This is a genomic window from Pseudoxanthomonas sp. PXM04 (genome assembly GCF_014851695.1).
Taxonomy (GTDB): Bacteria; Pseudomonadota; Gammaproteobacteria; order Xanthomonadales; family Xanthomonadaceae; genus Pseudoxanthomonas_A; species Pseudoxanthomonas_A beigongshangi.
This window is the reverse complement of record NZ_JACVAG010000003.1, coordinates 460281-480702: the sequence shown is the minus strand read 5'-3', so window position 1 is coordinate 480702 and position 20422 is coordinate 460281. Positions and strand designations below refer to the sequence as shown.

The following is a 20422-nucleotide window of genomic DNA, read 5'->3' as shown; positions in this document are numbered from 1 at the left end:
ATTGACGGCAGAATGGGTCCCAGCTTGACCGACCTACCGGTCGTTGGAGGCCGCCGGGATGACGACGGCGCGATTGGCAGGCCCCCCGCAGGAAACGAGGGTGGCCGGGTCCGACCATGCAGATCGCGCAAGGTTGCCGCGACACCGATCAGCAACCAGGCGGTTGCCGAGAGCGGAGATTGGTTGGTCAATCTCCCTCGTCGAGCGGCAGCCGGGGCATGCGACGCTTCACCGGCGAGGATTGGATGATCGCCGTATTGGTCGCGGCATAAGGAAGAAACCGGTCGATCAGGGACTCAAGTTCCTCCACCCCTCGCACGAAAGCACGTGCGACGAAGCAGTCGTCCCCCGTCACACGCTCTGCTTCCACGACCTCCGGCGTCTCCTGCAGAAGGGTGGCAACGCGCGAGAGTTCGCCGGGCATCGGCCGCAGGCGCATGTGCACCGCCAGCGGCAGCCCCACGGCGCCAGGATTCAATCGAATCGTGTAGCCCTCGATGACGCCGCTCTCCTCGAGTCTCCTGACGCGCTCGGCCGCGGCGGGCGGAGAAAGACCGACCTTGTCGGCGAGTTCCTTCATCGATAGCCGCGCATTCTCCGACAGCAGTTCCAGCAACCGTCGATCAAGCGTGTCGAGGGGTCGAACAATGCGTCGGCTCATGGCTTCTTCTTTTTTTAGGAAAAACGGTCATATTTCAATCCAAAGCGTCATAAAAATGCGCTTTCAGCCTTATTTTGTCCATGTAAAACGAGAATATCGCCTTCTATCATGATCATATGGAAGCGATACCCCAGCCTGCGCGCCGCGCCCTTGATGCCTTGCCGCCCCACCTCTGGTTCGGCGTCAGCGCCGTGTTCCACTATCTCGGCCCCTCCTTTGCCGTGCTTCTCTTTCCGGCCGTGGGTGTGCTGGGGGTAGCGTGGTTGCGGATCGCGACGGCGGCTTTCGTCTTCGCTCCGATCACCCGACCGTGGCAAACGCTCGGTCGGGCGGACAGGTCCGGCCGCTGGTTGATCGCGGCAATGGGCGTTTGCCTGGCCCTGATGAACTGCGCCTTCTATCTTGCTCTCGACCGCCTGCCGATCAGCCTTGTCGCCGCCATCGAGTTTGTCGGCACCATCAGCATTGCCGTCCATGGCTTGCGCACGAAACGGAACCTTGCCGCCCTTGCGCTCGCTGTCGTTGGCGTCTTCGCTCTAATCGATGTCACCTGGTCGAGTGATCCCGTCGGCCTGTTCTGGGCTTTTCTAAACGGTGCGCTGTTCGTCGCCTATATCCTGCTGGGTCATCGGATGGCCCGGACGGGTGCCGGCAATGGCATCCAGCAGCTGGGCGCCGCCATGGCGATCGCCCTGATCGTCGTCCTGCCGATTGGTTTCAAACAAGCCCTCGCCGCCTTCAGCGACCCTCTGCTCGTCATGGCCGGGATCGGCGTAGGTGTCTGCTCCTCGGTCATCCCCTATGTCTGCGACCAGCTCGCAATGGCGAAGCTCAAGCGTTCCACCTTCGCCCTCATGCTGGCGCTGCTGCCCGCCGTGGCTACGCTGGTTGGCGCGCTGGTCCTGGCTCAAATCCCCAACGGTCAAGACATGCTGGGCATCGCCTTGGTGATGCTGGGTGTCGCCCTCCACAAACAACCGAAGGACTGAACCATGTTTCCACCTCTGGAGCCCTTCGCGGAGGGCCTGCTTGATGTCGGAGACGGACATGCAATCCACTACTGCCAGTCCGGCAACCCGGAGGGCCAGCCGGCGCTGATCCTGCATGGCGGCCCCGGCGCGGGCTCTTCTCCCTATCATCGGCGGTTCTTCGACCCGGATATCTACCGCATCATCCAGTTCGATCAGAGGGGATGCGGCAAGTCCAGGCCGAACGCCAGCCTGGACGCCAACGATACCTGGAGCCTCGTCGCCGACATGGAGCGGCTGCGCCAGCGGCTGGGCATGGATCGGTGGTTGCTGTTCGGCGGATCCTGGGGCTCCACGCTGGCGCTCAGTTATGCCGGCAAGCATCGCGATCGTTGCGTCGCCCTCATCCTGCGCGGCATCTGGCTGAATCGCGAGGACGATATCGCCTGGGACTATGGCGGGCTACGCCGGTTCTGGCCGGAGGCATTCGCCGGGTTCGAAGAGTTCGTCCCCGAAGAGGAGCGAGGCGACCTGCTGGCTGCCTACCATCGACGCCTGTGCGACGACGATCCGGCCGTGCACATGCCGGCGGCCGTTTCATTCTGCCGCTGGGAAGCGGCCTGCGAACGCCTGTTGCCTTCCGGGGAGGAAATCCTCCCCGGACCGGAAACCCTGGCGCTTGCACGCATCGAAGCGCATTTCACGATCAACCGGGCTTTCACGGAACCGGAAGCGCTGATGGCGGCAGCGGAACGACTGGGTGATCTGCCGGGAGCGATCGTGCATGGACGCTACGACATGCTGTGCCCGGTGGATGGCGCGCTGGCCATCGCCCGAGCCTGGCCCGGAGCGCGTCTGACCATCGTGCCCGATGCGGGCCATTCCGCTTTCGAACCCGGCATCCAAGCGGCCTTGCTGGCCGAGACGGCGGCGCATGCCTTCCCACGGCATTGGGAGCGCGAGCGTGGCTCGCGATCCCTTCGGCCCAGCGGGGCCGCGCCGCCGTGATTCACCCGCGTGCAGCACCCATATACAGGTCCCGGCTTGACCGACCTGCCGGCCGTTGGAGACCGCCGGGATGACGACAAGGCCAGTTCATCGATATCGTCCTCCCGCCGTCATTCAGGCGACGGCGGAGAAAGCGGACCCCATGCATTTTCCCGCTGTCGAAAACCGCACCACTCGCGCGTCATAGTCAGGTCACCCCGCACAGGACCGCCCATGACCTCCCCGACGTCCCCCAAGGCCACCCGCCGCGAATGGATTGGCCTGGCCGCCATCGCCCTGCCCTGCATGGTCTACGCGATGGACCTGACCGTGCTCAACCTGGCCTTGCCGGCGATCAGCGCCGAACTCAACCCTTCCACTTCGCAACTGCTGTGGATCGTCGACATCTACGGGTTCCTGGTGGCCGGCTTCCTGATCACGATGGGAACGTTGGGTGATCGCATCGGCCGCCGCCGGCTGTTGCTGATCGGTGCGGCCGCGTTCGCCGCGGCCTCGATCATCGCCGCCTTCTCGCGCAGCGCGGAGATGCTGATCGCCATGCGCGCGCTGCTGGGCGTGGCCGGCGCCACCCTGGCGCCGTCGACGATGTCGCTGATCCGCAACATGTTCCATGACGAGCACGAGCGCCAGTTCGCGATCGGCGTGTGGATCGCCAGTTTCTCGGTCGGCGGCGCGATCGGTCCGCTGGTCGGCGGCCTGTTGCTGGAATGGTTCTGGTGGGGCGCGGCGTTCCTGGCCGCGGTGCCGGTGATGGTGCTGCTGTTGCTGCTGGGACCGAAGCTGCTGCCCGAATACCGCGATCCCGACGCCGGCCGGCTGGATCCGGCGAGCATGGCGCAATCGCTGTTCGCGGTGCTGGCGGTGGTGTACGGCCTCAAGCGGATCGCCGAGTACGGCGCCGATACGCGCGGTCTGCTGGTGCTGGCCGCCGGCCTGGTACTGGGCGTGCTGTTCGTGCGCCGACAGCGGCACCTGGACTATCCGTTCCTGGATGTCACCCTGTTCCGCCGTCCCGCCTTCAGCGCGGCGATCGTCGCCTACGCGCTGGCCGGCCTGTCGATGATGGGCGTGTACATCTTCATGACCCAGTACCTGCAACTGGTGCTGGGGCTGTCGCCGCTGGAAGCCGGTTTCGCCACCGTCCCGTGGTCGCTGTGCTTCACCGTGGGATCGCTGCTGGCGCCGAAGCTGGCGCGCCACTGGGGCGCGCGGCGGGTGATGGTGCGCGGCCTGCTGGTGGCGGCGGTCGGCTTCGGCATCACCGCGCTGGTGGTGCCGCCGCACGGGCTGTGGATCCTGATCGCTGGCATGCTGGCGATGAGCATCGGCATGGCGCCGGTGTTCACCGTGGGCAATGAACTGATCATCACCACCGCGCCGCCGGAACGCGCCGGCGCGGCGTCGGCATTGGCGGAAACCAGCGCCGAACTCAGCGGCGCGCTGGGCATCGCGCTGCTCGGCAGCGCCGGCATGGCGCTGTACCGCTTCTGGCTGGAGCCGGCATTGCCGGCGGATCTGGCCCACGCCGCCGCCGGCCATGCCCTGTCCACGCTGGGCGGCGCGATCGCCACCGCCGAAACGCTGCCGGCCGGCCAGGCCATCGCCATCGAAACGACCGCGCGCGCCGCGTTCACCGACGCCATGCGGCTGGTGGCGGTGTTCGGCGGAACGATGATGCTGTTGGCGGCGTGGATGGCCTCGCACCTGATGCGCGATGGCGAGGGCGAAGGCCATGTGGCGAGCGTGGCCAACGAGGCTTCCGGCGCATGAGGCATCCAAGGTGGCGCCTGCCGCGCGCACGCCGTCGCGGACACATCACTTACACTGACGCCTCTGTCTCTCTGGCGCCCGCGGGCGCCCACGACCACGGATGCACGGGATGAAGATCGCCAGCTGGAACGTCAATTCGCTCAATGTCCGCCAGCCGCATCTGGAGCAATGGCTGGGTGCGTTCTCGCCGGACGTGGTGGGCATCCAGGAAACCAAGCTGGAGGATCACCGTTTCCCCGACACCGTGCTGGCCGGGCTGGGCTACCGCAGCATCTTCGCCGGACAGAAGACCTACAACGGCGTGGCGATCCTGTCGCGGGTGCCGGCCACCGAGGTGCAGATCGGCGTCCCCGGTTTCGAGGACGAACAGAAGCGCGTGATCGCCGCGACCGTGGGCGATCTGCGCATCGTCAACCTGTACGTGGTCAACGGCCAGGACGTGGGCACCGACAAGTACGCCTACAAGCTGCGCTGGCTCGACGCGGTGCACGGCTGGCTTGCCGAGGAGCTGCAGCGGCATCCGAAGATGGTCGTGCTGGGCGATTTCAACATCGCCCCGGACGATCGCGACGTCTACGACCCCAAGGTCTGGGGCGACGCCCACATCCTGACCTCAGTCGCCGAGCGCGACGCGCTCCGCCGCCTGTACGCGCTCGGCCTGCACGACGCCTTCCGCATGCACAACGACGAAGCCGGCGTGTACAGCTGGTGGGACTACCGGATGGGCGGGCTGCGCCGCAACCTGGGCCTGCGCATCGATCTCACCCTGGTCTCGGACGCGTTGCGCGCGGAGGCCGCCGCCGCCGGCATCGATCGCGAGCCGCGCACCTGGGAACGCCCCAGCGACCACGCGCCGGCCTGGGTGCAACTGGCCGGCTGATCCGCACTCGTTTGAAGGAAATAAACAAAGGCCCGGCGTGCGCCGGGCCTTTGTGATGCCACGGACCTTGGGTGCGTCTCGAATCAGCGCACGCGGCCGCAGCGAAACCGGATCATCGTGGCGTCAGCGTGCGCGTCCCCGGGTGAACAGGTTGACGATCAGCAGCAACACCACTGCGCCGATGAAGGCGGTGACCAGGAATCCGATCCAGCCTCCTCCCAGGCCCAGCCCGAGCGCCGGCAGCAGCCATCCGCCCAGGAAACCACCGATGATGCCGACCACGATGTTGAGAATGATGCCCTGCGAACCATCACGCCTCATCACCAGGCTGGCCAGCCAGCCCGCGATACCACCGACGATCAGATAGATGAGAAAATTCATTCTGCCTGTCTCCTTCCGTTGTGGACTCCGGCCCCGAAGACCGGGGACGGTGCGATTAAGCGATTGCCGCCGTGAAACCACTGTTAAGCCGGATAGGGGGAATGGCATCCTTGCAGCGCGGTGATAACGCGGATCGCGCCGCGATGCACGCTGCCCCGCACCACCGGCCGACCATGACCGAGATTCCCTCCATCTTCCCATCCGCGACCACGCCGCCCGCCTGGCGGTTCGGGCGGTTCCAGGTCTGGCTGCGCGCGCATCCCCCCCGCATGCGCGGCGAACCGACCGCGCGGCAGGTGCTGGCCGAAGCACTGGCACAGCCGGCCGACGCCTTGCCGATCCGGCGCGACGCACGCGGCAAGCCCCATTTCGCGGCGCCCTTCGACGACCAGGCGATCAGCTGGAGCCACAGCGGCGAGGTGCTGCTGGTCGCGCTCGGGCCGGCACGCGACTTGGGCGTGGATGTCGAACGCCATCGCGAACGGCCGCGGATGATGGAGATCGCGCAGCGCTTCTTCCATCCCAGTGAGCTGGACTGGCTGCGCGCGCAGGATGACCCGGCGCGCGCCGGCGCGTTCGTGCGCCTGTGGTGCGCCAAGGAGGCGCTGCTGAAGGCACACGGCCATGGCGTCTCCTTCGGCCTGGAGAAGCTGGTGTTCGGCGAACGCGAAGACGGCCTGCAGCTGATCGACTGCGATCCCGCGCTGGGCTCCCCGGCCGAATGGCAATTGCACGAATGGGAACCGCTGCCCGGCTACCGCGGCGCGCTGGCCTGGCGGGCCTGAGTCCCGCCGTTCGGCGATAATGCGCGCGATGAATGCCCCGACGCTGCCCGCCGGCCTGGACGCGCAACTGCGCCAGGGCCTGACCGAACTCGGCCTGGACGCCGCCGCCCTGGCGCCGCCGCTGCTGGACTATCTGGCCCTGCTGCACCGCTGGAACCGCACCTACAACCTGACCGCGATCCGCGACCCGGCCGAGATGGTGACCCGCCACCTGCTGGATTCGCTGGTCATGCACGCGCACGTCGCCAAAGGCAGCCTGGCCGATCTGGGCACCGGACCGGGGCTGCCGGGAATTCCACTGGCCATCACCCACCCCGGACTGCGGGTGACGCTGGTCGAAAGCAACGGCAAGAAGGCCCGCTTCATGCGCGAGGCGGTGCGCCAGCTGGGCCTGGGCAACGCGCGGGTGGCCGAATCGCGCGCCGAGGCGCTGGACGAACCCGCCGCCTACGACCACCTGACCGCGCGGGCCATGGACACGCTGGCCGGCATCATCGCCGTCGGCGGACACCTGCTGAAACCGGGCGGCACCCTGCTGGCGATGAAGGGCGTGCGGCCGGACGAGGAAATCGCCGCGCTGCCACCGGATTGGCAGGTCGAGGCCATCCATCCGTTGCGCGTGCCCGGCCTGGTCGGCGAGCGCCATCTGATCGTGGTGCGCAAGGCAGGCGCCTGAACCCGCGCCTCGATCCCCATAACCGATTGATATCGTTGGACGCCGCGAGGGCATGAGCACCGTTCCCGGGCGCCGCCGCGCGGCCGGATCGGCGAGGCGAATTCGCAGGACCGGTCCGGACCCCGCATAATCCCCCATCCACCCCGTGTCCCGAGGCGACCACCCGCATGGCCCGCATCATCGCGATCGCCAACCAGAAAGGCGGCGTCGGCAAGACCACCACTGCCGTCAATCTGGCCGCCGCGCTGGCGCGTGCGCCGCAGCGCGTGCTGCTGGTGGATCTGGACGCCCAGGGCAATGCCACCATGGGCAGCGGCGTGGACAAGCGCGAACTCGAGAATTCCACCTGCGACGTGCTGCTGCAGGAAGTTGACGCGCGCACGGCGATCGTGAGCACCCAGGAAGGCTTCGACCTGCTTCCCGGCAACATCGACCTGACCGCCGCCGAGATCCAGCTGATGGAGATCGACGGCCGCGAGCTGCGCCTGAAGGCCGCGCTGGAACCGATCCGCGCCGACTACGACTTCATCATCATCGACTGCCCGCCGGCGCTGTCGCTGCTCACCCTCAACGCGCTGACCGCGGCCGACTCGGTGCTGGTGCCGATGCAGTGCGAGTACTACGCGCTGGAAGGCCTGAGCGCGCTGGTGGAAACCATCGAGGCGCTGAAGACACGACTGAATCCCGGCCTGGAGATCGAGGGCGTGCTGCGCACCATGTTCGACGTGCGCAACAACCTGGCCAACGCCGTCTCGGCGGAACTGACCCAGCATTTCGGCGATCGCGTGTTCCGCACCATCGTGCCGCGCAACGTCCGCCTGGCCGAGGCGCCCAGCCATGGCCAGAGCATCGTCGGCTACGACCGCACTTCGCGCGGCGGCGTCGCCTACCTGGGCCTGGCCGGGGAAATCATCCGCCGCCAGAGTGAACGCAAGAAGCAAGAAAAGAGGATGGAGTACGCCTGATGAGCGCGTCGAAGAAACGCGGCCTGGGCCGCGGGCTGGAAGCCCTGCTCGGCCCCAAGGCGGCCGAGACCGCACCACCGGAAGCCCAGCCGGGCGAGGCCCTGCGCACCCTGCCGGTCGCTCACCTGCAACCCGGCAAGTACCAGCCGCGCATGGCGATGGATCCGGCCAAGCTCAGCGAGCTGGCCGAGTCGATCAAGGCGCAGGGCGTGATCCAGCCGATCGTGGTGCGCGAACTGGCGCCCGGACGCTTCGAGATCGTCGCCGGCGAGCGTCGCTGGCGCGCCTCGCAGGAAGCCGGCCTGGCCGAAGTGCCGGTGGTGGTGCGCGAGCTGGACGATCGCACCGTCATCGCGATGGCGCTGATCGAGAACATCCAGCGCGAGGATCTGAATCCGCTGGAAGAAGCGCAGTCGCTGCAACGCCTGATCAACGAATTCTCGCTGACCCACGCCGAGGCCGCCGAAGCGGTCGGCCGTTCGCGCGCGGCGGTGTCCAACCTGCTGCGCCTGCTGGAACTGCCGCCGGCCATCCGCGCGCTGCTGGAAGCGCGCCGGCTGGAAATGGGCCACGCCCGCGCGCTGCTGACGCTGTCGCCGGAACTGGCCAGCAAGCTGGCCTCCGATGCCGCCGACCAGGGCTGGTCGGTGCGCGAGGTCGAACACCGCGCCCAGCAGTTCGCCGCCGGCAAGGTGCCGGTGATCGGCCGCAAGGCCAAGCCCGGCAAGGCCGCGCCGCAGCCGGACATCGCCGCCCTGGAAACCGAGCTGTCCGAAGGCCTCGGCACCCGCGTCACCATCGCCCACGGACGCGGCGGCAAGGGCAAGCTGATCATCCAGTACACCGATCTCGACACCCTCGACGGCGTGCTGGAGAAGCTGCGCGGCCCGCGCGGCTGAGTCCCGGGCGCGCCCCAGCGGAGGCGCGCCGGCACATCGAACAAGACCAGATTCAGCCGGTGGCGGCAAAATAGGCGCCCATGACATCCAGCCCCGCCCTCTCCGTCGTCGTCCCGGTCTTCAACGAGCGCGACAACGTCACGCCCCTGATCGACGAGATCACCGCCGCGCTGCGTGGCCGGATCGATTTCGAGATCGTCTACGTCGATGACCATTCCCGCGACGACACCCTGGCCGTGCTGCAGGCCCTGAAGGCGCGCGTGCCGGAACTGCGGGTGCTGCAACATGTCCAGCAGAGCGGCCAGAGCACCGCCATCCGCACCGGCGTCAAGGCCGCGCGCGGCGCCTGGATCGCCACCCTGGACGGCGACGGCCAGAACGATCCGGCCGACATTCCCAAGTTGATCGCCGCGCGCGATGGCGGCGAGGCGCAGACCAGGCTCTACGCCGGCTGGCGGGTCAACCGCCAGGACAGCGGCAGCAAGCGCTGGGCCAGCAAGTGGGCCAACGCGATCCGCTCGCGCATGCTGCGCGACGAGACGCCGGATACCGGCTGCGGCATCAAGCTGTTCGAACGCGAAGCCTTCCTCGACCTGCCCTACTTCGATCACATGCACCGCTACCTGCCCGCGCTGATGCAGCGCGCCGGCTGGAAGACGATCAGTGTGCCGGTCAATCACCGCCATCGCACCGCCGGCGTGTCCAAGTACAACAATCTCAACCGCGCGCTGGTCGGCATCAGCGACCTGCGCGGCGTGGCCTGGCTGATCAAGCGCGGCAAGCGCACGGCGGTCCGGGAGCTCTGAGGTGGAAGTGCACTGGCTCAACCAGCCGATCGAGGCGCTCTACTGGACCGGCCTGCATGTCACCGGCTGGAAGCTGATCGGCTACACCGGCGCACTGATGTTCGGCGGCCGCTGGCTGGTCCAGTTCATCGCCTCCCGGCGCGCCGGCAAGCCGGTCATCCCGCGCCTGTTCTGGTACATGAGCGTGCTGGGCAGCCTGATGACGCTGAGCTACTTCCTGTTTTCGGCCAAGCAGGACTCGGTCGGCGTACTGCAGAACCTGTTCCCGGCCTTCACCGCGCTGTACAGCCTGTACCTGGACATCCGGCACCGCGGCTGGCACCGCGACAAGGCCAGCCACTGACGGCGAGGCGTCGCCGAACCCTACCGCGCTGTTCCTCCCCCTTCGAAGAAGGGGGACCGAGGGGGATTCGCTCTTGGCGCCGGCCCAAATCCCCGTCGCCCCTGCGATTGTGTAACGCCATGCCCCGCCGTTAGCCTGTGCAGCCATGCCCCTGCTCCGCCGCTTCCGCCGCCCCACCCTCATGCGCCTGCTGGCGCTGTGCGTGCTGCTGCTGGGCGTGATCGCGCAGCCGGTGATGGCCTCGGTGGGCGGCGTCCACGAACTCGGCCACGGCGGCGGCCTGCATTCGCACGTGGATGCGGACGCGGTCCCGGACGGCGAAGGGCACGAGCGCGGGGACGACGAATCCGGCAAGACCCGCGGCCTGCTGCATGCCCTGATGCATGCCACGCACTGCTGTGGCCACGCGCCTGCGATGCCGGTGGCGGCCACGATCTGGCAGCCGCTCGCGCCGCTGGATTCCGTGTCGTTCCCGCACGACGCGCCGGTTCCCACCCACCGCAGCGACAAGCTGTTGCGCCCGCCGATAGCGATCTGAGGCACTCCCGGCCTGGCCGGGTTTCATTCGTCCTCGATCCTTTCGGAGAATTCCCATGTGGTTGCGTCTGGCGGCTTTGGCCGCCTTCGTGGCCGTGTCCGTCGCACCCGCGCGGGCACAGCCGTCTGTTGTCCTGTCCCTGGACGACGCGTTCGCGCGCGTCGCCCGTACCCATCCCGATCTGCGCCTGGTCGACGGCCAGCAGCGCGTCCTCGCCGCGGAAGCCGAAGTCGCCGCGCTGCGTCCGGGCCTCACCGCCGGCGCGTCGGTCGAAAACGCGCTCGGCACCGGTGACGTCAGCGGTTTCGGCGGCGCCGAAATCAGCCTGACCCTGGCCGGCGTGCTCGAACGCGGCGGCAAATGGGACGCCCGCCGCACGCTGGCGCAAAGCCGCATCGACGCGCTGGCGGTGCAGCGCGAGACCCGCCGGCTGGATCTGCTGGCCGAAGTCGCGCGCCGCTACCTGGCCATCACCGCCGCCCAGCGCCAGCGCGTGGTGGCGTTGGACGATATCGAGCAACGCACGCGCACGGTCGCGGCCGCGCGCCAGCGGCTGGCCGCGGGCGCTTCGCCGGAATCGGTGCTGCTGACCGCGCAGGCCGCGCTCACCCGCGCGGAACTGGAGCGCGATCGTGCCGATCGCCTGTTGATGTCCGCGCGCCAGCATCTGGCCGCGCTGTGGGGCGAACGCGATCCCGGCTTCGACACCGTGGCCGGCAATCCGCTGGCGCTGCCGGCGGTCGCCGACTTCGGCGAACTGGCCGCCTTGCTGGACAGCACGCCCGAGCTGGCCCGCTTCGCCGACGAGCGCCGCATCCGCGAAGCACGCGTGCAACTGGCGCGCAGCGAACGCAGCGCCAATGTCGACTGGCAGTTCGGCGTGCGCCGGTTGCAGGAGAACGGCGACACCGGCCTGATGGCCAGCGTCGCGATTCCATTGGGCAGCGCGCGCCGCGCCGAACCCGGCATCCGTGCCGCCGAGGCGGAGCTGGCGCTGGTGGAGATCGAACGCGAAGCCGAGGGGCTGGCGCTGTACTCGACCCTGGCCGAGGCGCATGGCCGCTACCGCACCGCGCAGTTCGAAGCGAAGCGCCTGGACGAGGCGGTGCTGCCGAAGCTGGCCAAGGCCGAACGCGCCGCCGAGCGCGCGTATCGCGCCGGCGCCATCAGCTATCTGGAATGGGCACAGCTGCAATCCGAGCGCACCAGCGCGCGCCGGCAGCAGCTCGACGCCGCCCTCGACGCACAGCGCGCGCTGATCGAAATCCAGCGCCTGACCGGCCAGCCGTTCGTGGCCGCCGCCCCCGCACAAGGAACCTCCCCATGAATATCCGCACTCCCGCCCTGCGGTGGATGCCGCTGCTGTTGTTGACCCTGGCCCTGGCCGCCTGCGGCGGCGGCGCCGATGGCGAAGCCGCTGGCGACGAACACGGCCACGCCTCCGGCGAGCACGCCGAAACCGAGGCGGCCACCGGCCAGCACGGCGGCCGCCTGCTGGAAAAGGAGGGCCTGGCGGTGGAACTGGCGATGGCCGAGGACGGCACGCCGCCAAAATTCCAGGCCTGGCTGTACCGCGACGGCAAACCGCTGCCGGCCAGCGCCGGCACGGTCGAAGTCCGACTCAAGCGCCTGGGCGGCCTTGCCGAGACCCATCGCCTGCAGGCGCAGGCCGACGGCAGCCTGCTCGGCACGGCCGAGGTGATCGAACCGCACTCCTTCGACGTGGAAGTACTGGCGGGCATCGAGGGGCGTTCACTGCGCTGGGCCTATCCCAGCTATGAGGGGCGCACCGAGATCGCCGCGCCGATCGCGCAACAGACCGGCATCCGGGTCGCCCCGGCGGGCCCCGGCATCATCGCCGACGAACATGAGGTGCAGGGCCTGCTGACCCCGGTCGAAGGCCGCGTGGCCAAGGTCGCCGCGCGCTTTCCCGGCCCGATCCGTCGGCTCGCCGCCAACGTCGGCGACCGGGTGCGCGCCGGACAGGCGCTGGCGTCGATTGAAAGCAACCTCAGCCTGACCACCTACACCGTCAGCACGCCGATCAACGGCGTGGTGCTGGCGCGCAACGCCGAAGTGGGATCGGTCGCGGCCGAAGGCACGACGCTGTTCGAGGTCGCGGATCTGTCCACGCTGTGGGTGGATCTGCACGTGTTCGGCTTCGACGCCCAGCACATCCGCGCCGGCTCGCCGGTGACCATCACCCGCATCAGCGACGGCGCGCAGGCCGAAACCACCCTGGAACGCGTGCTGCCCGGCACCGCCACCGCCAGCCAGAGCACGGTCGCGCGCGCGGTCATCGCCAACGCGGACGGTCAATGGCGGCCGGGTTCGGCGATCACCGCGCGCGTCACCGTGGATCGGCAACCCGCCGCGCTGGTGGTACCGGTGGCGTCGCTGCAGAAGTTCCGCGACTGGGACGTGGTGTTCGTGCGGGTCGGCGACACCTACGAGGTACGGCCGCTCAAGCTCGGCAAGCGCGACGCGCAACGGGTGGAAGTGCTGTCCGGATTGAAGGCGGGCGACCGGATCGTGGTCGAACAGAGCTACGTGGTGAAGGCGGACATCGAGAAGTCCGGCGCTTCCCACGACCACTGAGGACCCGGCCATGCTCGAGAGAATCATCCGCTTCGCCATCGCCCACCGATGGCTGATGCTGGCGCTCACCTTCGCGCTGATCGGCGTGGGCACGTGGAGCTTCCGCCAGTTGCCGATCGACGCCACCCCCGACATCACCAACGTGCAGGTGCAGATCAACACCGAGGCCGCCGGCTGCTCGCCGCTGGAATCGGAACAGCGCGTGACCTTCCCGATCGAGACCGCGCTGTCCGGCCTGCCCGGGATGGATCACACCCGCTCGATCTCGCGCTACGGGCTGTCGCAGGTGACGGTGGTGTTCGACGACGGCGTCGATCTCTACTTCGCCCGCCAGCAGGTCGCCGAACGCCTGCAACAGGTCAAGTCGCAGTTGCCCGGGGGACTGGAGCCGGAACTGGGTCCGGTCACCACCGGCATGGGCGAGATCTTCATGTACACCGTCGATGCCAAGCCGGACGCGCGCAAGCCCGATGGCGGCAAGTGGACGGCCACCGATCTGCGCACCCTGCAGGACTGGGTGATCAAGCCGCAGCTGCGCAATACCCGCGGCGTCACCGAGGTCAACACCATCGGTGGCTATGCGCGCCAGATCCACATCACCCCGGATCCGGCGCGGCTGGTCGCGCTGGGCTTCACCCTGCGCGACGTGGTCGACGCGGTGGCCGCCAACAACCAGAACGTCGGCGCCGGCTACATCGAACGCAACGGCCAGCAGTACCTGGTGCGCGCGCCGGGGCAGGTCGCGGATCTGGACGGCATCCGCGACATCGTGCTGGATCGCCGCGAGGGCGTGCCGATCCGCGTGCGCGACGTGGCCACGGTCGGCGAAGGCCCGGAACTGCGCAACGGCGCGGCCACCCAGAACGGCCACGAAGTCGTGCTCGGCACGGTGTTCATGCTGATCGGAGCCAACAGCCGCGACGTCGCCCAGGCCGCCGCCGCGCGCCTGGCCGAAGCCAACCGCAGCCTGCCGCCGGGGGTGTCGGCCAACCCGGTCTACGACCGCACCGTGCTGGTGGATCGCACCATCCGCACCGTGGCCAAGAACCTGGTCGAAGGCGCGCTGCTGGTGATCGTGGTGCTGTTCCTGCTGCTGGGCAATTTCCGCGCCGCGCTGATCACCGCGGCGGTGATTCCGCTGGCGATGCTGTTCACCCTCACCGGCATGGTCCGCGGCGGCGTGTCCGGCAACCTGATGAGCCTGGGCGCGCTCGACTTCGGCCTGATCGTCGACGGCGCGGTGATCATCATCGAGAACTGCCTGCGCCGGTTCGGCGAATTGCAACACCGGCTGGGGCGGGTATTGAGCGACGAGGAACGGCTGGACACCACCGCCTCGGCCACCGCCGAGGTGATCCGCCCCAGCCTGTTCGGCCTGGGCATCATCACCGCCGTGTATCTGCCGATCTTCGCCCTCACCGGCGTGGAAGGAAAAATGTTCCACCCGATGGCGATCACCGTGGTGCTGGCGCTGACCGGCGCGATGCTGCTGTCGCTGACCTTCGTGCCGGCTTCGATCGCGCTGTTCCTGCGTGGCCGCGTGGAGGAAAAGGAAACCCGGGTGATGCTGTGGGCGCGCCGTGCGTACGCGCCCGCGCTGGACTGGGCGCTGCGCCGGCGCGCTTGGGTGCTCGGCGGCGCGGTCGCGCTGCTGGCCGTGTGCGGCCTGCTGGCCACGCGGCTGGGGTCGGAATTCATCCCCAGCCTGGATGAGGGCGACATCGCCATGCACGCCATGCGCATCCCCGGCACCAGCCTGGAGCAGGCGTTGCGGATGCAGGCGACGCTGGAAGCGCGCATCAAGCAGTTTCCCGAAGTGGAACGCGTGTTCGGCAAGCTCGGCACCGCGGAGGTCGCGACCGACCCGATGCCGCCATCGGTGGCCGACACCTTCCTGATCCTCAAGCCGCGCGACCAGTGGCCGGATCCGCGCAAGTCCAAGGCCGAGCTGGTCGCCGAGATCGAGACGGCGGTGAAGCAGTTGCCCGGCAACAACTACGAGTTCACCCAGCCGATCCAGATGCGCATGAACGAACTGATTTCCGGCGTCCGCGCGGACGTGGCGATCAAGCTCTACGGCGACGATCTGGACACGCTAGTGGACGTCGGCCGCCGCATCGAGGCGGTGGCGCGGAGCGTACCCGGCGCGGCCGACGTCAAGCTGGAACAGACCACCGGCCTGCCGCTGCTGACCATCACCCCGGACCGGCGCGCGCTGGCCCGCTACGGCCTCAATCCCGGCGTGGTCCAGGACACCGTGGCGACCGCGGTCGGCGGCGAGGTCGCCGGCCAGCTGTTCGAGGGCGATCGCCGGTTCGACATCGTCATCCGCCTGCCGGAGCACCTGCGCCAGGACCCGGCCGCGCTGCAGGATCTGCCGATCCCGCTGGGCGGGGACGCCAACGCCGACGAATCCAGCCGGGAAATGGCGCTGGCGTCGGGCACGCCACGGACGGTGCCGCTGCGCGAGGTGGCGAAGATCGAAACCACCCTCGGGCCGAACCAGGTCAATCGCGAGAACGGCAAACGCCGGGTGGTGGTGACCGCCAACGTGCGCGGCCGCGATCTGGGCGGCTTCGTATCCGAGCTGCAACAGCGGGTCGGGACCGGGGTGAAGCTGCCGTCCGGCTACTGGATCGACTATGGCGGCACCTTCGAGCAGCTGATTTCGGCCAGTCAGCGCCTGTCGGTGGTGGTGCCGGTGACCCTGGCGCTGATCTTCGCCCTGCTGTTCTGGGCGTTCGGCTCGGCCCGCGACGCCGCCATCGTGTTCAGCGGGGTGCCGCTGGCCCTGACCGGCGGCGTCATCGCCCTGGCCCTGCGCGGGATCCCGCTGTCGATCTCGGCCGGGGTCGGCTTCATCGCCCTGTCCGGGGTGGCGGTCCTGAACGGGCTGGTGATGATCGCCTTCATCCGCAAGCTGCGGGAGCAGGGGGATCCACTGGAGGAAGCGGTGGTCGACGGGGCCCTGGGCCGGCTGCGGCCGGTGCTGATGACCGCGCTGGTGGCCTCGCTGGGCTTCCTGCCGATGGCCTTCAACGTCGGCGCCGGCTCCGAGGTCCAGCGCCCGCTGGCCACGGTGGTGATCGGCGGCATCGTCTCCTCGACCCTGCTGACCCTGCTGGTGCTGCCGGTGCTGTACCGCTGGCTGCACGGGCGGAAGGCCGCGGCGGCGGCTCCGGAGGCCCGGCCGGCGAGCTGAACCGGACGGCCCGGGGGGTGGGGAACCGTCCCGGGCCCGTTTCCGGCCTAAGTGCTTGCATGGAAAGGGAAAGACCTCCATAATGCGCGGCTCGCTGTGTCCGGCTTGTCCGGATTTGCGGCCGGAAGCGCGATTCCGGCTTGGGTCCACGGCGAGGTTTTTCCTCCGCATCGCGTGTCGTCCGGTCTGTTCGCAGGCCGTGTCGTCGGGCCGCCGCCTCCCTGGCCAAGGGAAGCATCAAACTTTTTTCGAGGTGCGTATGTCCCGCGTATGCCAAGTCACCGGCAAGCGTGTGCAGACCGGTAACAACGTCTCGCACGCCAACAACAAGACCCGTCGTCGCTTCCTGCCCAACCTGCACGAGCGCCGCTTCTGGGTCGCCAGCGAAAATCGCTGGATCAAGCTGAAAGTTTCCGCGCATGCCCTGCGCACCATCGACAAGAACGGCATCGACTCCGTTCTGGCCGAGCTGCGTGCCCGCGGCGAGAAGGTCTGAGGAGTAATCGAACATGGCAACCAAGCGTGACAAGATCCGTCTGATCTCCTCGGCCAACACCGGCCACTTCTACACGACGGACAAGAACAAGAAGAACACCCCGGGCAAGATGGAAATGAAGAAGTACGACCCGGTCGTGCGCAAGCACGTGATCTACAAGGAAGGCAAGATCAAGTGATGTCGTGATGCGCTCGCCCCGGCGAGCGCATCCGCGTCATCCGAAGCCCGCCGCAAGGCGGGCTTTTTGTTTGCTTCGGGAATGAAGCGAAGAGCGAATCCCCCTCGGTCCCCCTTTTTCAAAGGGGGAGGAACAGCAATTCTCTGGCAGCTGAACTCGGCAATGATTGCTAGCCCCCTTTGAAAAAGGGGGCGGGCGCCCGCGTAGCGGGCGACGGGGGATTTGCGCGGTTGGCCGGCAACACCCCGCCGCCTTCCCGTTTGCACCGACTGCGGCCAGAATCAGCCATCGCATCCTTCACAGGCGCCGCATGGACTGGTCGCTGGGAACCGTACTGCTGATCCTCGACTGGATGATCCGGCTGGCCGCGCTGCTGTGGATTCCCAGCCGCACTTCGCCGGCGGCGGCGCGCAGCTGGATGCTGCTGGTCGGGTTCGTGCCGCTGCTGGGCCTGCCGGCCTACCTGCTGCTGGGCCATCCGTGGCTGTCGCGCGAACGCGTCCAGCGCCAGGCGCGCGCCTCGCAGGTGATCCGCGAGGAACAGCAGCCGCTCGCCGCGCTGCGCTGGCAGCCCGAAGGCGGCATCGCCGCGGAGATGGCGCCGCTGGTCGAACGGCAGGGCGCGTTCATGCCCATCCGCGGCAACACGGTCGAACTGCTGGACGACTATGACGATTCCCTGCGCGCGTTGATCGCGGCCATGGACGGGGCGCACGCGAGCATCCACCTGCTGTATTACCTGATGTTCGACGACGCGGTCGGCGATGCGGTGGTCGCTGCGCTGGAACGCGCGGCCGGGCGCGGGGTGGAATGCAGGCTGCTGCTCGACGCGGTCGGCGCCAAGCGCGGATGGCGCCGCTACGCGCGACGCCTGCGCAAGGCCGGCGTGCAGGTCCATCAGTTGCTTCCCGGTGGCCTGCGCTGGCGCCGCAGTGGCCGGATGGATCTGCGCAATCACCGCAAGATCGCGGTCATCGATGGCGCCACCGGTTTCATCGGTTCGCAGAACCTCGCCGACCCGATGTTCATTCCCGGCTTTCCCAATCGCGAACTGGTCGCCCACGTGAGCGGGCCGATCGTCGCCCAGCTCGACGCGGTGTTCGCCAGCGACTGGTACCTGGAAACCGGCGAGCGCCTGCACGTGGATCCCGTTCGCGCCACCGGCACGGGCCAGGTGGCGATGCAACTGCTGCCGAGCGGGCCGGCCTATCCCTTCGAGAACGCACGCGATGCCGTCAACGCGCTGATCCACCTGGCCAAGCGCCGCATCGTGCTGGCCACGCCCTACTTCGTGCCCGACGACGCCACCCTCAGCGCGCTGCGCATCGCCGCGCTGTCGGGCGTGGAGGTGCAACTGATCCTGTCCGATCGCAACAACCAGCGCCTGACCGCGTGGGCTCAGGAGTCCTACTACGCGGAACTGCTGGCCTGCGGCGTGCGCATCGCGCTGTATAAGCCGCACTTCCTGCATGCCAAGCACATGAGCGTGGACGACGAAGTCGCGCTGGTCGGTTCGATCAACCTCGACATCCGCTCGTTTGCGCTCAACGCGGAAATCGGCCTGCTGTGCTACGACCGCGCGGTTGTCGCCCGTCTGCGCGAAATCGAATCGGAATACTTGCGCGATGCCCGCAGCGTCCACGGCGAGGACTGGGCACGGCGCCCGGCGTGGCGGCGCAGCCGCGATGGCATCGCGCGTCTGGCGGATTCGCTGATGTAACAAAACGTCGATGTTGAAAGCGCCTGATGCGCAACGGTTTTCGCGTATTTGTAAAGTTTGCGTTGCCCGGTCATGCGCCACTGATGCCAAGCCAGCATGAGGCGCGCCGGATCGATCCACTACAATGCGGCCCATGACCAGCGTATCCGCGGGCCTCGCCCATGACATCGCCATCATCGGGGGAGGCGCCGGCGGCGTCCTGACCGCCATCCAGTTGCTGCGCGCGGCGACCGCGCCGCTGCGCATCGCGCTGTACGAACCGCAATCCACGCTTGCCCGTGGCGTGGCCTATGCCACGCCCTATCCGGAACACCTGCTCAACGTGCCGGCACAACGCATGAGCGGCTTCAGCGATCAGCCGGACGATTTCCTCGATTTCCTCAGCGCCGATCCGCAGGAACGCGCCGCGTTGGCACCCACGTTCGTCGAGCGTCATCGCTACGGGGAATACCTGCGCGATCGACTGGAGCGCGCGATCGCGGCCAGCCCGGCCACGCTGGTGCACATCGTCCAGCCGGTGATGGCGATGGATCGAAACGAGGCGGGCTGGCGACTGCGGCTCGCCGATGGCGCGCAGGCCGATTGCGATGCGGTGGTGCTGGCGGTCGGCAACCGCCCACGCCCGCTGCCGGCGCGCGGCGCCGGCGGCCTGTCCGCCGATGCCAGCCTGTCGGCCTGGGATTTCGACGCGGTGCGCGCGGTTCCCGGCGATGCCCGGCTGTGCATCGTCGGTTCCGGATTGAGCATGGTCGACGCGGTGTTGAGCTTCGTCGCCACCGAACATCGCGGCACCATCCATGTGCTTTCGCGGCATGGCTGGCTGCCGCAGCCGCATGCGCCGCATGCGGTGGCCGATTTCGATCCGGCGCGGTTGCTGCCGCTGGACCTGCGCGCGCGCCTGCGCTTCGTCCGCGAACGCGTGCGTGAAGCCGCCGCCGCCGGCCTGCCCTGGCAGGCGGTGATGGAACGCCTGCGCCCGCACGGACAGGCGCTGTGGCGTTCCCTGTCGGAATCCGACCAGCGGCGTTTCCTGCGCCACGTCGTGCGGCTGTGGGACGTGCACCGGCACCGGGTGGCGATTTCCGTGCACGAGCAGTTGCAGGCGCTGATCGATCGCGGGCAGCTGCGCATGCACCGCGGCCGCCTGGACACGGTGATGCAGGTCGGCCGCTGCGTGCAGGTCGGCGCGAACGTGCGTGGCAGGCCCGGGCTGGCGCTGGAAGTGGATCGGGTGGTGAATGCCACCGGTGTCGAGATGCGGGTTCCGACCATGCGCAATCCGCTGCTGACCGAGCTGCTGGGCGAGGGCCACGCGCGCACCGGCCCGCACGGCATCGGCATCGACGCCGGCGACGACGGGCGGGTGCTGGACGCCGATGGCCGCGTCCAGCCCGACCTGTGGGTATTGGGCAGCCTGCGGATCGGCAACCTGTGGGAAAGCACCGCCATTCCTGAACTGCGGGGCCAGGCCGAAGCGGTCGCCCGCCAGTTGCTCGCACGCTGACGCGGGCGCGCTCGCCGGCCGTCGTTTACCCGCCAGCATCCCCG

20 protein-coding genes are annotated in these 20422 nt (G+C 68.4%); 18 read left to right on the top strand and 2 right to left on the bottom strand.

From position 1 onward, the window contains the following. Nucleotides 1–187: 187 nt before the first annotated feature. Nucleotides 188–661 (bottom strand): Lrp/AsnC family transcriptional regulator, encoded by a 474-nt coding sequence (locus tag IB228_RS10640; protein ID WP_183639655.1) that lies wholly within the window; start codon nucleotides 659–661, stop codon nucleotides 188–190. Between the two features lie 116 nt (nucleotides 662–777). Here IB228_RS10640 and IB228_RS10635 point away from each other — a divergent pair, with 116 nt between their 5' ends. The 4 genes from IB228_RS10635 to xth all read left to right on the top strand — a co-directional run bounded on the left by IB228_RS10635 (nucleotide 778) and on the right by xth (nucleotide 5287). Next, nucleotides 778–1650 carry an EamA family transporter gene (locus tag IB228_RS10635; protein ID WP_192198347.1) on the top strand — a complete coding sequence of 291 codons (873 nt, stop codon included), beginning with the start codon at nucleotides 778–780 and terminating at the stop codon, nucleotides 1648–1650. A gap of 3 nt (nucleotides 1651–1653) precedes the next feature. Beyond that, nucleotides 1654–2637, top strand: a complete 984-nt coding sequence (pip, locus tag IB228_RS10630; protein ID WP_192198345.1) for a prolyl aminopeptidase — start codon at nucleotides 1654–1656, stop codon at nucleotides 2635–2637. A gap of 213 nt (nucleotides 2638–2850) precedes the next feature. Next, complete coding sequence (locus tag IB228_RS10625; protein WP_192198343.1) at nucleotides 2851–4407, top strand: MFS transporter; 1557 nt, start codon at nucleotides 2851–2853, stop codon at nucleotides 4405–4407. Between the two features lie 109 nt (nucleotides 4408–4516). Continuing rightward, nucleotides 4517–5287, top strand: a complete 771-nt coding sequence (gene xth / locus IB228_RS10620) for an exodeoxyribonuclease III (RefSeq protein WP_192198341.1) — start codon at nucleotides 4517–4519, stop codon at nucleotides 5285–5287. Between the two features lie 123 nt (nucleotides 5288–5410). Here the strand turns inward: xth and IB228_RS10615 are convergent, their stop codons facing one another. Beyond that, the gene (locus tag IB228_RS10615; protein ID WP_183639660.1) at nucleotides 5411–5668 is read right to left on the bottom strand and encodes a GlsB/YeaQ/YmgE family stress response membrane protein; all 258 of its coding nucleotides are present in this window, start codon (nucleotides 5666–5668) and stop codon (nucleotides 5411–5413) included. 269 nt (nucleotides 5669–5937) lie between these two features. Between IB228_RS10615 and IB228_RS10610 the strand changes: the two genes are divergently transcribed. From IB228_RS10610 to IB228_RS10545, 14 genes are all read left to right on the top strand, one after another. Continuing rightward, nucleotides 5938–6453: a 4'-phosphopantetheinyl transferase superfamily protein gene (locus IB228_RS10610; RefSeq protein WP_225562393.1), complete on the top strand. Its 516-nt coding sequence runs from the start codon at nucleotides 5938–5940 to the stop codon at nucleotides 6451–6453. A gap of 28 nt (nucleotides 6454–6481) precedes the next feature. Beyond that, a complete protein-coding gene (gene rsmG, locus IB228_RS10605; RefSeq protein ID WP_192198339.1) occupies nucleotides 6482–7129 on the top strand; it encodes a 16S rRNA (guanine(527)-N(7))-methyltransferase RsmG in 648 nt (215 codons plus the stop codon). A gap of 167 nt (nucleotides 7130–7296) precedes the next feature. Further along, nucleotides 7297–8094 carry an AAA family ATPase gene (locus IB228_RS10600; RefSeq protein ID WP_183639662.1) on the top strand — a complete coding sequence of 266 codons (798 nt, stop codon included), beginning with the start codon at nucleotides 7297–7299 and terminating at the stop codon, nucleotides 8092–8094. Then, nucleotides 8094–8993 carry a ParB/RepB/Spo0J family partition protein gene (locus tag IB228_RS10595; RefSeq protein WP_192198337.1) on the top strand — a complete coding sequence of 300 codons (900 nt, stop codon included), beginning with the start codon at nucleotides 8094–8096 and terminating at the stop codon, nucleotides 8991–8993. The genes IB228_RS10600 and IB228_RS10595 overlap by 1 nt, the downstream gene beginning before the upstream one ends. Before the next feature lie 80 nt (nucleotides 8994–9073). After that, nucleotides 9074–9799 carry a glycosyltransferase family 2 protein gene (locus IB228_RS10590; protein ID WP_183639663.1) on the top strand — a complete coding sequence of 242 codons (726 nt, stop codon included), beginning with the start codon at nucleotides 9074–9076 and terminating at the stop codon, nucleotides 9797–9799. A gap of 1 nt (nucleotide 9800) precedes the next feature. Continuing rightward, on the top strand, nucleotides 9801–10142 hold the full coding sequence (locus IB228_RS10585; RefSeq protein ID WP_141455054.1) for a lipid-A-disaccharide synthase N-terminal domain-containing protein: 342 nt from the start codon (nucleotides 9801–9803) through the stop codon (nucleotides 10140–10142). A 145-nt stretch (nucleotides 10143–10287) separates the two neighbouring features. Beyond that, the gene (locus IB228_RS10580; RefSeq protein ID WP_192198335.1) at nucleotides 10288–10680 is read left to right on the top strand and encodes a hypothetical protein; all 393 of its coding nucleotides are present in this window, start codon (nucleotides 10288–10290) and stop codon (nucleotides 10678–10680) included. Nucleotides 10681–10735: 55 nt separating this feature from the next. Then, nucleotides 10736–12007 (top strand): TolC family protein, encoded by a 1272-nt coding sequence (locus tag IB228_RS10575; protein WP_192198333.1) that lies wholly within the window; start codon nucleotides 10736–10738, stop codon nucleotides 12005–12007. Next, complete coding sequence (locus tag IB228_RS10570; RefSeq protein WP_192198331.1) at nucleotides 12004–13278, top strand: efflux RND transporter periplasmic adaptor subunit; 1275 nt, start codon at nucleotides 12004–12006, stop codon at nucleotides 13276–13278. Before IB228_RS10575 ends, IB228_RS10570 begins: the two co-directional genes overlap by 4 nt. A 10-nt stretch (nucleotides 13279–13288) precedes the next feature. Next, nucleotides 13289–16480 (top strand): CusA/CzcA family heavy metal efflux RND transporter, encoded by a 3192-nt coding sequence (locus IB228_RS10565; RefSeq protein ID WP_192198330.1) that lies wholly within the window; start codon nucleotides 13289–13291, stop codon nucleotides 16478–16480. A 259-nt stretch (nucleotides 16481–16739) separates the two neighbouring features. Then, nucleotides 16740–16976, top strand: coding sequence for a 50S ribosomal protein L28 (gene rpmB / locus IB228_RS10560; protein ID WP_056881579.1), 237 nt, complete (start codon nucleotides 16740–16742; stop codon nucleotides 16974–16976). Between the two features lie 13 nt (nucleotides 16977–16989). Beyond that, nucleotides 16990–17154: a 50S ribosomal protein L33 gene (gene rpmG / locus IB228_RS10555; protein WP_141455049.1), complete on the top strand. Its 165-nt coding sequence runs from the start codon at nucleotides 16990–16992 to the stop codon at nucleotides 17152–17154. Between the two features lie 310 nt (nucleotides 17155–17464). Further along, nucleotides 17465–18874 carry a cardiolipin synthase gene (cls, locus tag IB228_RS10550; protein WP_192198329.1) on the top strand — a complete coding sequence of 470 codons (1410 nt, stop codon included), beginning with the start codon at nucleotides 17465–17467 and terminating at the stop codon, nucleotides 18872–18874. A gap of 133 nt (nucleotides 18875–19007) precedes the next feature. Further along, nucleotides 19008–20378: an FAD/NAD(P)-binding protein gene (locus IB228_RS10545; protein ID WP_192198328.1), complete on the top strand. Its 1371-nt coding sequence runs from the start codon at nucleotides 19008–19010 to the stop codon at nucleotides 20376–20378. Nucleotides 20379–20422: the final 44 nt, after the last annotated feature.

Excerpts from the sequence above, each read along its gene's own strand:
- IB228_RS10625 (WP_192198343.1), top strand. The coding sequence starts at position 2,851 with ATGACCTCCCCGACGTCCCCCAAGGCCACCCGCCGCGAATGGATTGGC.
- IB228_RS10575 (WP_192198333.1), top strand. The coding sequence starts at position 10,736 with ATGTGGTTGCGTCTGGCGGCTTTGGCCGCCTTCGTGGCCGTGTCCGTC.
- IB228_RS10565 (WP_192198330.1), top strand. The coding sequence starts at position 13,289 with ATGCTCGAGAGAATCATCCGCTTCGCCATCGCCCACCGATGGCTGATG.
- rpmB (WP_056881579.1), top strand. The coding sequence starts at position 16,740 with ATGTCCCGCGTATGCCAAGTCACCGGCAAGCGTGTGCAGACCGGTAAC.
- IB228_RS10590 (WP_183639663.1), top strand. The coding sequence starts at position 9,074 with ATGACATCCAGCCCCGCCCTCTCCGTCGTCGTCCCGGTCTTCAACGAG.
- IB228_RS10640 (WP_183639655.1), bottom strand. The coding sequence starts at position 661 with ATGAGCCGACGCATTGTTCGACCCCTCGACACGCTTGATCGACGGTTG.
- rpmG (WP_141455049.1), top strand. The coding sequence starts at position 16,990 with ATGGCAACCAAGCGTGACAAGATCCGTCTGATCTCCTCGGCCAACACC.
- IB228_RS10570 (WP_192198331.1), top strand. The coding sequence starts at position 12,004 with ATGAATATCCGCACTCCCGCCCTGCGGTGGATGCCGCTGCTGTTGTTG.
- IB228_RS10615 (WP_183639660.1), bottom strand. The coding sequence starts at position 5,668 with ATGAATTTTCTCATCTATCTGATCGTCGGTGGTATCGCGGGCTGGCTG.
- IB228_RS10610 (WP_225562393.1), top strand. The coding sequence starts at position 5,938 with ATGCGCGGCGAACCGACCGCGCGGCAGGTGCTGGCCGAAGCACTGGCA.
- IB228_RS10635 (WP_192198347.1), top strand. The coding sequence starts at position 778 with ATGGAAGCGATACCCCAGCCTGCGCGCCGCGCCCTTGATGCCTTGCCG.
- IB228_RS10600 (WP_183639662.1), top strand. The coding sequence starts at position 7,297 with ATGGCCCGCATCATCGCGATCGCCAACCAGAAAGGCGGCGTCGGCAAG.
- IB228_RS10595 (WP_192198337.1), top strand. The coding sequence starts at position 8,094 with ATGAGCGCGTCGAAGAAACGCGGCCTGGGCCGCGGGCTGGAAGCCCTG.
- xth (WP_192198341.1), top strand. The coding sequence starts at position 4,517 with ATGAAGATCGCCAGCTGGAACGTCAATTCGCTCAATGTCCGCCAGCCG.
- cls (WP_192198329.1), top strand. The coding sequence starts at position 17,465 with ATGGACTGGTCGCTGGGAACCGTACTGCTGATCCTCGACTGGATGATC.
- rsmG (WP_192198339.1), top strand. The coding sequence starts at position 6,482 with ATGAATGCCCCGACGCTGCCCGCCGGCCTGGACGCGCAACTGCGCCAG.
- pip (WP_192198345.1), top strand. The coding sequence starts at position 1,654 with ATGTTTCCACCTCTGGAGCCCTTCGCGGAGGGCCTGCTTGATGTCGGA.
- IB228_RS10580 (WP_192198335.1), top strand. The coding sequence starts at position 10,288 with ATGCCCCTGCTCCGCCGCTTCCGCCGCCCCACCCTCATGCGCCTGCTG.
- IB228_RS10545 (WP_192198328.1), top strand. The coding sequence starts at position 19,008 with ATGACCAGCGTATCCGCGGGCCTCGCCCATGACATCGCCATCATCGGG.